The sequence below is a fragment of the Pseudomonas viridiflava genome, assembly GCF_900602065.1.
Classification (GTDB): Bacteria; Pseudomonadota; Gammaproteobacteria; order Pseudomonadales; family Pseudomonadaceae; genus Aquipseudomonas.
The window spans coordinates 354,660-368,894 of sequence record NZ_UWFN01000310.1; the positions used below are offsets into that span (position 1 = coordinate 354,660).

General features: G+C 58.3%; 12 protein-coding genes. 8 read left to right on the forward strand and 4 right to left on the reverse strand.

Annotation, left to right across the window (positions count from 1 at the left end; genetic code table 11):
• Positions 1-137: 137 nt before the first annotated feature.
• Complete coding sequence (locus tag EE949_RS24075; RefSeq protein ID WP_122666566.1) at positions 138-1,721, reverse strand: aldehyde dehydrogenase (NADP(+)); 1,584 nt, start codon at positions 1,719-1,721, stop codon at positions 138-140.
• A 228-nt stretch (positions 1,722-1,949) separates the two neighbouring features.
• Positions 1,950-2,852, reverse strand: a complete 903-nt coding sequence (locus EE949_RS24080; protein ID WP_122666567.1) for a LysR family transcriptional regulator — start codon at positions 2,850-2,852, stop codon at positions 1,950-1,952.
• Positions 2,853-2,952: 100 nt separating this feature from the next.
• Here EE949_RS24080 and EE949_RS24085 point away from each other — a divergent pair, with 100 nt between their 5' ends.
• The 4 genes from EE949_RS24085 (at position 2,953) to EE949_RS24100 (ending at position 6,508) form a co-directional block, all read left to right on the forward strand.
• Positions 2,953-3,489 carry a GNAT family N-acetyltransferase gene (locus EE949_RS24085; RefSeq protein ID WP_122666568.1) on the forward strand — a complete coding sequence of 179 codons (537 nt, stop codon included), beginning with the start codon at positions 2,953-2,955 and terminating at the stop codon, positions 3,487-3,489.
• A 169-nt stretch (positions 3,490-3,658) separates the two neighbouring features.
• The gene (locus EE949_RS24090; protein ID WP_122666569.1) at positions 3,659-4,735 is read left to right on the forward strand and encodes an ABC transporter substrate-binding protein; all 1,077 of its coding nucleotides are present in this window, start codon (positions 3,659-3,661) and stop codon (positions 4,733-4,735) included.
• Positions 4,722-5,720, forward strand: coding sequence for an ABC transporter permease (locus EE949_RS24095; RefSeq protein WP_122666570.1), 999 nt, complete (start codon positions 4,722-4,724; stop codon positions 5,718-5,720). The genes EE949_RS24090 and EE949_RS24095 overlap by 14 nt, the downstream gene beginning before the upstream one ends.
• Complete coding sequence (locus EE949_RS24100) at positions 5,714-6,508, forward strand: ABC transporter ATP-binding protein (RefSeq protein WP_122666571.1); 795 nt, start codon at positions 5,714-5,716, stop codon at positions 6,506-6,508. The genes EE949_RS24095 and EE949_RS24100 overlap by 7 nt, the downstream gene beginning before the upstream one ends.
• A gap of 32 nt (positions 6,509-6,540) precedes the next feature.
• Here EE949_RS24100 and EE949_RS24105 read toward each other — a convergent pair whose 3' ends face one another.
• Positions 6,541-6,777 carry a hypothetical protein gene (locus EE949_RS24105; RefSeq protein ID WP_122666572.1) on the reverse strand — a complete coding sequence of 79 codons (237 nt, stop codon included), beginning with the start codon at positions 6,775-6,777 and terminating at the stop codon, positions 6,541-6,543.
• Between the two features lie 258 nt (positions 6,778-7,035).
• Between EE949_RS24105 and EE949_RS24110 the strand changes: the two genes are divergently transcribed.
• Positions 7,036-7,689 (forward strand): TetR/AcrR family transcriptional regulator, encoded by a 654-nt coding sequence (locus EE949_RS24110; RefSeq protein ID WP_122666573.1) that lies wholly within the window; start codon positions 7,036-7,038, stop codon positions 7,687-7,689.
• A 39-nt stretch (positions 7,690-7,728) separates the two neighbouring features.
• On the opposite strand, the gene EE949_RS24115 is transcribed toward EE949_RS24110, so the two are convergent.
• Positions 7,729-10,488 (reverse strand): beta-glucosidase, encoded by a 2,760-nt coding sequence (locus EE949_RS24115; protein ID WP_122666574.1) that lies wholly within the window; start codon positions 10,486-10,488, stop codon positions 7,729-7,731.
• Positions 10,489-10,970: 482 nt separating this feature from the next.
• On the opposite strand from EE949_RS24115, the gene EE949_RS24120 reads away from it, so the two are divergent.
• The 3 genes from EE949_RS24120 (at position 10,971) to gspF (ending at position 14,219) form a co-directional block, all read left to right on the forward strand.
• On the forward strand, positions 10,971-11,198 hold the full coding sequence (locus EE949_RS24120) for a hypothetical protein (RefSeq protein WP_122666575.1): 228 nt from the start codon (positions 10,971-10,973) through the stop codon (positions 11,196-11,198).
• Positions 11,199-11,283: 85 nt separating this feature from the next.
• Positions 11,284-13,020 carry a type II secretion system ATPase GspE gene (gene gspE, locus EE949_RS24125; protein ID WP_162873879.1) on the forward strand — a complete coding sequence of 579 codons (1,737 nt, stop codon included), beginning with the start codon at positions 11,284-11,286 and terminating at the stop codon, positions 13,018-13,020.
• On the forward strand, positions 13,017-14,219 hold the full coding sequence (gspF, locus tag EE949_RS24130) for a type II secretion system inner membrane protein GspF (protein WP_122666577.1): 1,203 nt from the start codon (positions 13,017-13,019) through the stop codon (positions 14,217-14,219). The genes gspE and gspF overlap by 4 nt, the downstream gene beginning before the upstream one ends.
• The last annotated feature ends 16 nt before the right edge of the window (positions 14,220-14,235 follow it).

The following is a 14,235-nucleotide window of genomic DNA, read 5'->3' on the forward strand; positions in this document are numbered from 1 at the left end:
TGTTCCACCTGATGAAAAAATGCGCTTTCCAGTCGCACCCATTGTCGCGCTGTCAGCTATTCACGACGTTCACATAAAGAAACGGCGCGGCTTGAGGGCCGCGCCGTTTCTTTTACAGAGCACTGATCAGGTCAGTCTCAAGCGATGGGCTGATCGCTCCACTCGCTGTTGACCAGACGCTTGAGGCCCAGTGGGTTAGCGTTCTGCAGCGCTTCTGGCAGCAGGCTGTCAGGGTAGTTCTGATAGCAGACCGGACGCAGGAAGCGATCGATGGCCAGAGTGCCCACCGAAGTACCACGTGCATCGGAAGTCGCCGGGTATGGACCACCGTGGACCATGGCTTCGCAGACTTCGACGCCGGTCGGGTAACCGTTGACGAGGATACGGCCGACTTTTTCTTCCAGCACCGGTACCAGCCATTGGTACTTCTTCAGGTCGCTCTGCTCGCCGATCAGGGTGGCGGTCAGTTGGCCGCGCAGGCCTTGCAGGGCGCTTTTCAGTTGCGCGTCGTCAGCGACTTCGATCACCAGGGTAGTCGGGCCGAATACTTCTTCCTGCAGCAGTGGGTCGCCATTGAGCAGCAGGCTGACGTCAGCCTTGAACAGCTGAGCCTGAGCCTGTTTGCCCTCCTGCGGTTTACCCGCCAGGTGCGTAACACCCGGGTGCGACAGCAGGTGCTGAACGCCTTTGCTGTAGCTGCGCAGGCCGCCTGCGTTAAGCATGGTTTGTGGAGCCTGGGCGCCCATGTGTTCCTGAAGTTGCTCAAGGAACTTGGTGAAGGTTGGCGAGCTGATGCCGATCACTACGCCAGGGTTGGTGCAGAACTGGCCTGCGCCCATGACCACCGACGCTGCGAGGTCCTTGGCCACGGCATCGCCGCGAGCGGACAGCGCTTCAGGCAGCAGGACAACCGGGTTGATGCTCGACATTTCCGCGAAAACCGGGATTGGCTCAGGACGTTCGGCAGCCATTTTGCACAGTGCGTCGCCACCGCTCAGGGAGCCAGTGAAGCCAACGGCCTTGATCGCCGGATGCTTGACCAGACCTTCACCAACGCCGCTGCCGAAAATCATGTTGAACACGCCTTTCGGCATGTTGGTTTTTTCTGCGGCACGAATGATCGCGGAGCCAACCAGATCGGCAGTTGCCATGTGGCCGCTGTGCGCTTTGAACACAACCGGGCAACCGGCAGCCAGTGCTGCAGCGGTGTCGCCGCCAGCAGTGGAGAAAGCCAGCGGGAAGTTGCTCGCGCCGAAAACAGCAACCGGGCCCACACCGATGCGATATTGGCGCAGGTCAACGCGTGGCAGTGGTTTGCGATCCGGCAGTGCCAGGTCGATGCGTGCACCCAGGTAGTCGCCGCGGCGCAGGACTTTGGCGAACAGGCGCATCTGGCCGCTGGTCCGTCCGCGCTCACCCTGAATACGGGCAGCCGGCAGGGCGGTTTCCTGGCAAACGATGGCAACGAAATCATCACCGAGCTGGTCCAGCTCGTCGGCGATTGCATCAAGGAATTCTGCACGACGCGCCGGGCTCAGCTGGCGGTACTCAACAAAAGCGCCTTTGGCTGCCAGAGCTGCTGCGTCAATTTCCGCATCAGTGGCCTGATAAAAGCTGTAAGGCAGTGCTTCACCGGTAGTGGCGTCGAGACTTTTGTGTTGCGGCTCGCCAAGTGCGCTACGTGCGCCTGCGATGAAGTTGTGGCCGAGAACATTAGGCATCTGTGTCTCCTGTTTTTATTTGCGGGTTTAATCAGGCTGGTGCCTGTCTTAGAGATCTGCCGACCGTTCGATGACGGTGTGAGCGGCCTGTAACTGGCGTGGCTCAAAAATGTTGACAGTCATCGTACAACCACGATTGAAAGTGCGCAACTGTGGAGTGTCGGGCACCCAGTGTTCGCTTTAAGGCACATAGGTTATAGAGCTGGAATACTGCCACAGGGCCGCGTTTCAAGTCAGGATTTGCAGTCGCTTTAGCCCTCGCAACGCATCAACAACCTCGCGCAACGCCCGGTTGACCGGCTTGTCCTGACGCATTACCAGGCTCAGGGTACGAACCAGAGGCGGCGTCAGGTTGTGTATTTGCAGGTTGCGCTGATGGTGGGCGGTGGCTACCGCGATGCGTGGCACGATGCTGTAGCCCAGCCCGGCAGCGACCATCTCTTTGATCGCTTCGATGCTGCCCAGCTCCATCACCGGTTTAGGTCGAACACCGGCTTGCTGAAACCACTGATCGATCAGCAAGCGCGTGCTGCTGCCTGCTTCGAACACCACCAGAGGAAGGTTGCTCAAGGTATCGGCATTCAGGGGCGACTTCAGATCGGTCTGTTCAGGGGCAAATATCCCGACCATTTCGTCTTCCAGCAGAGCCGTGACGTGCAGGCTACGACCGGCTGCGGGCAGGGTGACCAAGGCCAGGTCAATGCGGTTTTCTTCCACGGCCTTGAGGATCGCCTCGGTATTGCCGGTGCGAACCCGTACATCCAGTTTCGGGAAAGCCGTGCGCAACGCTTTCAGGATGGGCGGCAATAGATGAATACACGCGGTGGCGCCAGTGCCGATGACCACCTGGCCAGCGACCCCTTCGGCATGACTGGCCAGATCCTGCAGGGCATCGTCGATCACCGAACCGATACGACCGATATGGCGTAACAGAGTCAGCCCGGCCGTTGTCGGTTTCAGACGCTTGCCCACCCGCTCGATCAGGCGCAGGTTCAGACGTTGCTCCAACAGACGTATATGCAGGCTCACAGCAGGCTGTGTCAGGTTCAACGCAGTGGCTGCAGCCGAAAAACTGCCGTGGTGGATGACCTCGGAAAAGCTGTTCAGGTGATTCAGGTTCAACGGCTGCATGGCAAAGTTTTACTTATGCTTGGGATGAGTAATCATAGCTTTATTAAGGTGTCGGGCGTCGTCATGATTGCCGCACTTGTAGTCGTTACCGAGAACCAAGATGAATCACGATCTAATCCTGCGCACCGCTCGCGAGGATGACATGCCCGCAGTACAGGCGATTTATGCGCACCACGTGCTGACCGGCATTGCCAGCTTTGAACTGCAGCCGCCGACAGTGGAGGAAATGTTACGCCGCCGCGCTGAAGTGCTCTCACGCGAATTGCCGTACCTGGTTGCCGAACTGGCGGGAGAGGTCGTTGGCTATGGTTACGCCACCCTGTATCGACCCCGACCCGGCTATCGTTTTACAGCGGAAGATTCGGTGTATATGGCAGAAGGCATGGCCGGTAAAGGCATCGGTCATGCGCTGTTGAGCGCTGTCATCGATCACTGCGTGCAGGGTGGCTGGCGCCAGATGGTGGCGGTGATCGGCAACAGTGAAAACCACGCCTCGCTGCGCCTGCATGAAAAGCTGGGCTTTCGTCGGGTCGGCGTTTTTGAGTCGGTTGGCTTCAAGCACGGGCGTTGGGTTGACACCGTGTTGATGCAGCGAGCGCTGGCGGAGGGGAGCAGTACGCTGCCCAACGATCAGTGATGGGCGATGGTCGATAGACTATTTGCATATTAGTTTAGAATTTAAATGCATTTTCGGAATAAATAATCCAGTGATAAGGTTTTAACCAGTCACTGGAAACCTTGAGAAAAGTTATAAGAAAGGGATTTCGGCTGGCGGCCTGACTTATAACTTCTCAAGGAATACCTGCATGGCAGCTTTTGATCATCTCACCCGCCGTCGTCTGCTTGGCCTGACCGGTGTTGCTCTTGCCAGCCCGTTACTGGCTTCTGTTCCCGGGTTTGCCTGGGCTGCCGACGAACATGCCGGGCACAACGTCGGCGGCGCTGATGCCGAGCCCGCGGGCACCGGGGAATTCATCAAGCTTGCCGAAACACGCAAACTCAAGCTGGCGGTCAATCTCAACGCGGTATGCCTGGCGCCGGTGGTGATTGCCCACGGCCAGGGTTTCTTCACCAATCACAATCTGGACGTCGAACTGGTCAATTTCGGCAACTCCACAGAAGTGCTGCTTGAGGCCATAGCCACCGGTAAAGCTGACGCCGGTGTCGGCATGGCCTTACGCTGGCTGAAAGCATTGGAGCAGGGGTTCGACGTCAAACTCACCGCGGGCACTCATGGCGGCTGCCTGCGTCTGCTCAGTGCAGTCAACAGCCCGGTGCAGAAGCTCGAAGACCTCAAGGGCAAGGCCATCGGCGTGACTGACATGGCCAGCCCGGATCGTAATTTCTTCTCGATCTTGCTCAAGAAACACGGGGTTGATCCTGTGCGTGACGTTGAATGGCGACTGTACCCGGCCGACTTGCTGGGCACCGCTCTGGAGCGCGGTGAGGTACAGGCAGTCAGCGGCAGTGACCCGTTCATGTACCGGCTTATTCAGGGTGGCAAAGCCCGCGAACTGTCGAACAACCTGGTCGATGAATACGCCAATCTCAGCTGCTGCGTGGTGGGCGTTACCGGCAAGCTGGTGCGCGAAGAGAAGCGCGTCGCGGCGGCGTTGACCCAGGCGATTCTTGAAGCCCATGACTATTCCGTGAAACACCCGGAAGTCGTCGCCAAAGGCTTTCAGGCCCACGCGCTGAACACGTCGGTCGAAGAAGTGAAGGCCATCCTTCATGACCACACCCACGGCCACCATGCGGTAGGTGCAGCATTGACCAAGGAAATCGTCACCTACGTGACCGATTTGCAGACGGTTGAAGTGATTCGCAAGAACACCGACCCCGTGGCCTTCTCCAGGGAGATCACCGCCGATGTCTTCAATTGAAGCTGCACCGCAAATAGCTGCGCTGGAGCGAGCACCCGCCAGATTCTGGCGGCAGGGTGCGGTGGCCGTTGTCGTCTGGATCGGCGTCGCGCTGCTGATCGCTTATTTCCCTAACGCTACCCGTAACTGGCCGATGACGCAGGGGCTGGCCAATCTGTGTCTGGCGGTCGCCGCGTTGATTGGCCTGGCGGGTATTCTCGGTCGCTGGTTTCCGGTTGTGCAGCGTCGCGCCCATCCCGCCGGTGCCTGGCTGATTGCCCTGCCACTGTTGTTAGGGATATGGGAGCTGCTCACCGCCAAGCTGGCAGTGCTGCCTGTGCCTTTTTTTGCGCCGCCACAAGCGCTGCTCGATGTGTATATCGAAGACTGGCCGCGGCTGGCCGACAGCTTGCTGAACTCGGCATTGCTGTTGGGTACGGGGGTGGCCTTGGGGGCAGTGACCGGTTTTGTCGCGGGTGTTGCCATCGGCTGGTCGACCAGCATCGGCTACTGGCTGCATCCGGTCTTGCGCATTCTGGGGCCGGTGCCGTCCACCGCCTTGCTGCCGCTGTGCTTCTTCCTGTTCCCGAGCAGTTGGAGCGCCAGCGTGTTCCTGATTGCACTGGCGACGTGGTTTCCGGTCACGGTGCTCACCTGGTCGGGTGTTGCCAGCGTCGACAAGGCGTACTACGACGTTGCCCGGACACTGGGTGCGAAGCCGGGCTTTCTGATTTTCAACGTGGCGATTCCAGCCGCTTTGCCTCATGTGTTTGTCGGTCTGTTCATGGGCCTGGGCGCATCGTTCTCGACCCTGGTGGTAGCCGAAATGATGGGCGTGAAATCGGGCATTGGCTGGTACCTGCAATGGGCCCAAGGCTGGGCCGCCTACGCCAATATGTATGCGGCATTGTTGATCATGGCGCTGGCCTGTTCCGGGTTGATTTCCGGACTGTTTCTGATACGTGATCGCTTGCTCGCCTGGCAACAAGGAGCCATGAAATGGTAGCCACTGCATCTGCTTCAACAGTTTCAACGTCCGCCGGGCTGGCGCTGCGCATTGAGCATCTCAACCACGGTTTTGCGCTGGACGGGCAGCATCTGCCTGTTCTGGAAAACGTCTCGCTGGACGTTGCTCCGGGTGAGTTCGTCGCGCTGCTGGGGCCGTCGGGATGCGGCAAGTCTACTTTGTTGCGATTGGTAGCCGGGCTGGAGCCCGCTGACAGTGGGGCGCTACTGGCGGACGGCTTGTCGATCAGCGGCCCCGATCCGAGTCGTGTCGTCGTCTTTCAGGATCCCACGCTGTATCCGTGGCGACGTGTGTGGGACAACGTTGCGCTAGGGCTGCAAGCTCAGGGTCTGCTGAAGACTCACTCCGGCAAAGTGGATGCTGCATTGGCCACGGTGGGGCTCAGCAGTTTCGCCCGCGCGTATCCGCGACAACTGTCGGGTGGTATGGCCCAGCGTGTGGCGCTGGCCCGCGCGCTGGTTAACGAGCCGCGGCTGCTCATCCTCGACGAACCTCTGGGCAAGCTGGATTCGCTGACCCGCATTACCATGCAAAAGGAATTGATCGACTTGTGGCAACGCCAGGGCTACACCGCGTTGCTGGTGACGCACGACGTGGAAGAAGCGCTGCTGCTGGCCAATCGCGTCATTGTCTTCAGCGACCGACCGGCCAGCATCAAGGCTCAACTGACCATCGAGCGGCCATATCCACGGCATCGTGATGATCCGTATCTGGTCGACCTGCGCAAGCAGATTCTAGGGCTGCTCGGGTTGGGGGAAAGCTGGTAGCGGTTTTGGAAACAGTTTTCAGAAACGGGCTTTTAGAAGCGGGCCTGGGCTGAATACTCCGGCCCGTCATTGAAGCAGGCCAGGTCTACCAGCAGGGTTTCCCACTCCACGCCATCGACGAACTGGTCCAGATGCGCCTGACCCGCGTCGGCATCCTCGGCGGTGATGCTTTTCATCGGTTCCGGCTGAACGGTGAAGCTTTGCGGCGTGGCAGTTTTGATCGCAAGGCGAGAGAGCAGCGATTCCTTGAGCAACAGTAGATAGGACATGGGCTAATTCCTTTCTGATGGCGTGAGTATCGGTCTGCGCTGCACTGTTATTGGACCAAGCACCGGCGCAAGACTTCGAATTGGTGCGCCTTGGGCAACGATAGGTCCGGCAGTGCGGCAAATAGCGGCCTGACACCCGTCTCCTTGAAAATAGCGTGCCAACCTGGAACGCTCGTTCAGTTTTATGGCCGGACTTCAATGATTGCGACGGTTTGTCTTTGCCGGTAGGGTAGCCGGCTGTCTGGCAAGGAGCTTGAAATGACTCAGTTAACCCCGCCCGGAGTGGCGGCTGAAGCGCTTGAACGTCCTAAACAGCGTCGTGCCCCCAAAGGTGAAAAACGCCGTGAAGAGCTGCTCGATGCGGCCTTGCAGGTGTTTTCCCTGGAGGGCTACAGCGGCGCCTCGGTGGCACAAGTGGCGTCAATCGTGGGTATTTCGGTCGCCGGGCTGTTGCATCACTTCCCCAGCAAGATATCGCTGTTGATGGGCGTGCTGGAGCGTCGTGACAGGGCCAATAGCCGGATTGCCGAGGAAGTTCGTTCAGACAAGAGTCTGACCGGCTTGCTGGGCAGTCTGCGCGCAATCAACCGTTCAAACGCAACCGCGCCTGGCGTGGTGCGGGCGTTCACCATTCTCAATGCGGAAAGCCTGGTCGAAGGGCATCCGGCCTGGGAGTGGTTTCAGGATCGCTACGAGTTAATCCATGGAAGGCTGATCGGACAATTTACCGATCTGGTCGAAGCGGGGGAGGTGCGGGCCGATGTTGACCTGCCGGGGTTGGTCCAGGAGATCCTGGCCATGATGGATGGCTTGCAGATCCAGTGGCTGCGTTTTCCGGAGAAGGTTGATCTGGTGGAGCGTTTCGACAGCTACATCGCACGGGTCGATGCGGCGATAAGGGTTCGTCCCTGAACCCGTCTTAAAACTTCTATCCTTGAGTCAGCCGATCAATTACTCGGCTGTTTCATCACTATCGCTGTTTTGGTCAAGCAAGCCGCCAGTTTTGACAGCCGACTCGCGCAACGTCGAGTTCAGCGCCGAACGCGGCAGCGGGTTGCTGGTCGTGGTCGACAGTTCCTGACGGAACGAGTTGGTCAGCTTGGCGTTGAGGCGAATGTCCTGAGACGACGCGCCCACCGACAGGTTGAAGCTGTCCGCATCGACGATCCACTGCTTGCTCTTCTCATCGAAGTAAGCGAGCGAGCGGTCGTTCAGTTCGATGGTTACGCGCTTGCTTTCACCCGGATTGAGGAACACTTTCTTGTAGCCCTTGAGCTCTTTGATCGCGCGATCCACTTTAGGGTTCTGCTGGCCGACATACAGCTGGGCCACTTCCGAACCGCCCACCTTGCCGGTGTTGGTCAGGTCAAACGACACTTTGATCGGCGTATTGCCCACCGCGACACCTGGGGTGACGCTGATGTTGCTGTAGCCGAACGTGGTGTACGACAGACCGTAACCGAACGGGTAGAGCGGCTTGATGCCTTTCTTCTCGTAACCGCGATAGCCCAGGAACAGGTCGTCCTTGTAGTCCATCGTTTCAAGCGAGTTGTCGTTGGCAAATTTCGGGAAGCTCTCGAAGACCGGGTTGTCTTCGATGTTGCGTTCGATACTGATTGGCAGCTTGCCCGACGGGTTGACCTTGCCGAACAGAATCTCGGCCAGGGCCTGACCACCGTTCTGGCCTGGGTAGAACGCATGCAGCGCTACCGGAACCTGATTGATCCAGTCGCTCATTTTCAGGCCAGTGCCGCCGAACATGGTCACTACCGTGTTCGGGTTGACCTTGGAGATGCTCTGGATCAGTTGGCTCTGGTATTCCGGCAGCTCAAAGCTGTGGTCGAAACCTTCGCCTTCGTATTCAGCGCTGTTACCCACAGCGACGACTACGGCGTCATACGCGGACAGATCCTGCGGAGCGTTGAGCGATGCCCAGCTCATCTGCACGCCTACCAGGCCGCCCATGGTCGACAGGTATCCGGCACGACGCGAGTATTCAAGCTTCACGTCGTAGGATTTACCGGCTTCCATTTCGACTTTGGCGAATTCCGGAATGGTTGGCGGAATGCTGTTACCCGGGATTGGATTGCCTTCGCCGTTATCAATGATCTTCTTGCCGTTGACCCACAGACGGATCGCACCGTCAGCACGGACCTTGAACACTTGCTCGCCACTTTGGGTAGGAGTGACCTTGCCGCTGTAGCGAATCGACGTGGAGGAGGTGTCCCCGTTCAGTTCGCCAGAAGTCGAGCCTTTGTTGGTGTACGGGTCGGAGCTGCCGGTATTGCTTTCAAACGGCAGGTCGGAGTCGTTTGCCCAGTCCAGATCAATACGCTTTTCTGTGCGGGTCACGGCTGGGTCGCCGGACCAGTTGGCATTGGCGAAGTATTCGGCTTTCAGGCCCTGAACGTCGTTGCCAGCAGTGTTGGTGCTGGACCAGACCGAAGTGGTTGGGTCCAGAGAAAGGCCGTCGATGAACTCGACTTTGGCGCCCGGTGCCAACTGCTGCAAACCGCTCAGCTCGCTGATGTAGTGAGCCGCTTCAACATTGGCGCTACCGAAACCGGTCGGTGGTGCGTATTTGGCGAGGTTGCCGACGACAGCGATCTTCTTGACCTTCTGCTTGTCCAGCGGCAGCAGGTTGTCCTGGTTCTTCAGCAGCACGATGCCTTCACGCGCAGCGTTCAGAGCCACCTTGTTGCTGGTGGAGCTGTTCATGTTGTGCGTGGTCAACGGCGCTTTGCTGTCGAACTTGTACAGGTAGATCTGCTTGAGGATGCGACGGACCTTATCGTCGATGGTCGCAGGGTTCAGCTCACCGCTGTCCAGGAACGGCTTAAGCACGCTGCTGTTCATCTGGTAGCCCATCATGTCCAGGTCGGCACCGGCCTGAGCGGCAGGAAGACCATGAACGATGGCGTTGTAATCGCTCTGAACAAAGCCTTTGAAGCCCCATTCGCCTTTGAGGATGTCGCTTAGCAGATGCTTGTTTTCGCAGGCGTATTCGCCGTTGATCTTCTGGAACGAGCACATCATCATCGCGACTTTGCTGTTCTTCGACGCCGACTCGTAGGCTGGCAGCGACATTTCACGCAGTACGCGCTCGCTCATGATCTGATTCAGCTTGAAGCGGCTGCTTTCCTGGTCGTTCGCGGCATAGTGCTTGGCGTTAGCCCACACGCCACGCGACTGGATGCCGTTGATGACGGCCGGAGCCAGGCTTGCGCCCAGGAACGGATCTTCACCGGAGAGGTATTCGAATGCACGTCCACCATAAGGCATGCGATAGAGCGTGATGCCAGGGCCGGTAACAAACTGATAGCCACCGGTAGCCGTGTCATAACCCAATGCGCGACCCAGATCGATTGCACGACGTGGGTTCCAGGTGGCGGCCAGGTTAGGGCCGGACGGGTAGACCACGCCTTGAGCGTTGCCTTCGCTGGTGTAGCGGACGCCGATGCCGCCATCCGTACCGTGAATCTGCGGTACGCCATATTGAGTCAGGGGCTTCACGTCCCAGCCGCCGATACCGCCGATATAGGCCAGCTTTTCTTCCATGGTCATTTTGGCCAGGGTTTTTTCTGCGGCTTTTTCGGCACGGCTGACTTTGCCTTCATCCAGCGCAGGGCTGGTGGCTGCATGGACCTGCGAGACGGCCAGTGCCAGCAACGCAAGGGCTGACTTTGCACCGATCATTTTCCGTTTGTTCATGTATTTCTCCGACTACTGATTTTCAAGTTCTGTGCTTTTTAGAAGCTGATAACGTCTGATTGCTCACGAATTTTATTCGGGCAATAGTTCACCTTCTTCGCGACTTTCCGAGTGTTGATCTCAGTGCAATAGTTAGTGTTTTTCAGGTGTAGTTATATTGTAAGAATTATGTGTTGCATGTCTTTACTTGATATCTAAGTGCCATCGCAAGGTGGCACTTTGATTCGCGTTGGCGGCGTAATTAAGGCAATTCCGGGCTTCAAATGTCAAATAAAAGCTGGTTTTTAGCGAAATTTGTTTTTTTTGCTTACAAAAATGAACTCATGCTAAACCTACTGGTCGATTGGTTTAAGAATTTTCGGTGTGTCGAGTTTCTCCTGCCGCTGGTGGGGTGCCGAAGTTCAGCTTAGTTGCGTTGTTAGTGCTCCCGGCAAGGGACCGCTTTTGCGTGGCTTATTATTTTTATTGTTTGGAGAATCGTTATGAAGTTGCCTCTGATCGGTGCAGGTGTTGTATTGGGTTTCGTATTGTGTGGCGCAGCCGTTGCAGCTGAAGCGACCGATGCCGATGCGAAATCCGGTGCTACCGATTCCACCGTGCTGACCCAGACTCAAGACGCCAAGGCGCTGAAAAAGCAGCAGGCACAGACCACCAAAGGTGGCCGTCCGCTGGACAACACAAAAAACAATTCGCAAAAAACCTCGAATTGATGGTCTAACCGTTTTTCTCCCGGCCTCCTGATATCATCAGCGGCCGGAAGCCTTGCTCCTTCGATCTGTACAGATGCCCGCACCTATGTTGTCAGCCCCCGTCGATACCTCCCGATTAGTGATCCCCGATGCCGAGCAGGTCTGCGCGTGGCTGATGGAAAATGCCGGTCTGAAGACCGTTGATCTGGAACGTGCCCGTCGTTTGGCTCAGGAATCGGCTCAGGAATCTGAAGCTGCCGAGCTGTTGGGCCTGCTGACTCGATTGGGTCTGGTCTCCGAATTTGAACTGGCCCGTGCCTGGGCGGCGCTGCTCAATGCGCCGCTGGTATTGGCTGAGTCCGCGCCACCACTGCTTGACCCGTTGCCGCCGTTGACCGAGCGCTTCATGCGCCACTACCAGATCGTGCCGCTGGGCTGGAGTCATGGTGGTTTAAGTGTGCTGGCGGCCAATCCGCACTTGCTCTATCCATTCCAGGCGGTGGCCTATGCCTGTGATGTGCCGATCTGGCTGTCGGTAGGGCCACGTAACGAAGTTGAAACGCTCATCGAGCGTTATTACGGCCAGGGTCGTTCAGCCATGGGCACGCTGATCGAGAACCTCGACGAAGAGGGCGGCTCGCTTGAAGACATTGAACACCTGAAAGACATGGCGTCCGAGGCACCGGTGATTCGCCTGGTCAACCTGATCCTGCAGCGCGCCGTTGAACATCGGGCATCGGACATTCATATCGAGCCGTTTGAAAGCCAGCTCAAAGTCCGTTACCGCATTGACGGTGTACTGCACGAAGCCGAAGCGCCGCCGTCCAGTTCATCGGCGGCGGTGATCTCCCGCGTGAAGATCATGGCCCGGCTGGACATCGCCGAGCGCCGGTTGCCGCAGGACGGGCGGATCATGCTTCGGATTCAAGGCAAGGAGCTCGACTTGCGGGTGTCCACCGTGCCTACCAGTTTTGGTGAGTCGGTGGTGATGCGTCTGCTGGATCGGCAGACCATCAACTTCGACTTCCCGAGCCTCGGTTTCGACGGCGAACGCCTCGACGAATTTCTTGAAGTGCTGGAGCGTCCTCACGGCATCCTGTTGGTGACCGGGCCAACCGGTTCCGGTAAAACCACCACGTTGTATACCGCGCTGTCCCGGCTTAATACTGCCGAGCGCAAGATCATCACCGTTGAAGACCCGGTTGAATATCAACTGGAAGGCATCAACCAGATTCAGGTCAAACCCGCTATCGGTCTGGACTTCGCCGGCGCACTGCGCTCCATCGTGCGTCAGGACCCGGACGTGATCATGATCGGTGAGATGCGTGACCTGGAAACCTGCCGCATCGCGATTCAGTCATCGCTCACCGGTCACCTGGTGCTCTCGACCCTGCACACTAACAGTGCCGCAGCCAGTATCACGCGCTTGCTGGACATGGGCGTCGAGAGCTACCTGATTGCTTCAACCGTGAACGGCATTCTGGCGCAGCGGCTGGTGCGTCGTCTCGATCCTGCGACCCGCGAAGCTTTTGAAGCGCCGCCTGAGCTAATAGAAGAGCACGGGCTTGATCGTTTTACTGACGAACGTCCCATCATGCTGTACCGTCCACGCCCCGATGCGCCCGGCGGCGGTTATCGCGGACGAAGCGCGATTACCGAATTGCTGGTCATGAACGAGGAACTGCGCAGTCTGTTGATGCGTCATGCGGACGCGTCGACCCTTGAACAAGCCGCTCGCCGTGGCGGTTTGCGGACCTTGCATGAAGAGGGGCTGCGTCAGGCTGTGGCCGGTGTCACCTCTCTGGAAGAAGTCCTGCGAGTCACCCGTGGGGAAGGCAATTGAGCCTGTTCAAGTTTCGTGCGCTGGACAGCCAGGGTGTCGCTCAGAACGGGACGCTGGACGCCAAGGATCAGGACACTGCCGTCAGCGTTTTGCAAAAGCGCGGCTTGCTGGTCCTACACATTGAAGCGGCGGGCATGGGCGGTCTGCGCAAGGCGCTGGGTCGAGGCATGCTTAACGGCGCGGCGCTGGTCAGTTTTACTCAGCAGCTGGCGACATTGCTGGGGGCCGGTCAGCCTCTGGAGAGATCGTTAGGCATTTTGCTCAAACAGCCCGGCCAGCCGCAGACGCGAGCGCTGATCGAGCGTATCCGCGAGCAGGTCAAGGCGGGTAAGCCGTTGTCGGCAGCGCTGGAAGAGGAGGGTAGCCAGTTTTCTTCTCTTTATATCAGCATGGTCCGTGCGGGCGAAGCGGGCGGCGCGCTGGAAAGTACCTTGCGGCAACTCAGCGACTACCTGGAGCGCAGCCAGTTGCTGCGTGGTGAAGTCATCAACGCGCTGATTTACCCGGCGTTTCTGGTGGTGGGCGTGCTGGGTTCTCTTGCATTGCTGCTGGCCTACGTGGTGCCGCAGTTCGTGCCGATTTTCAAGGATCTGGGTGTGCCGATCCCGATGATCACCGAGGTGATTCTGGGGCTGGGTGAATTTTTGAGCGCGTATGGGCTGGCGGTGCTTGCCGCAATCATCGCGTTGATCTGGTTCATGGCCGTGCGCATGCGTGACCCGCAAAGGCGTGAACGCCATGACCGACGTGTGCTGGGTATTCGCATCATCGGCCCGCTGCTGCAGCGGGTCGAAGCGGCACGTCTGGCCCGTACGCTCGGCACGTTGCTCAACAATGGCGTAGCCCTGCTGCAGGCGCTGGTCATCGCCCGGCAGGTCTGTACCAACCGGGCGTTGCAGGCCCAGGTGGCGCAGGCCGCCGAATCGGTAAAAGGTGGCGGGACGCTGGCAAGCGCTTTTGGCGCACAACCGCTGCTGCCTGACCTAGCACTGCAAATGATTGAAGTCGGCGAACAGGCCGGTGAGCTGGACAGCATGCTGCTCAAGGTCGCCGACGTGTTCGACGTCGAGGCCAAGCGCGGCATTGACCGCATGCTCGCGGCGCTGGTACCGGCGCTGACCGTGGTCATGGCCGGGATGGTGGCGGTGATCATGCTGGCGATCATGCTGCCGCTGATGAGCCTGACCAGCAATATCTGAATTTTCGAAAGAGGAA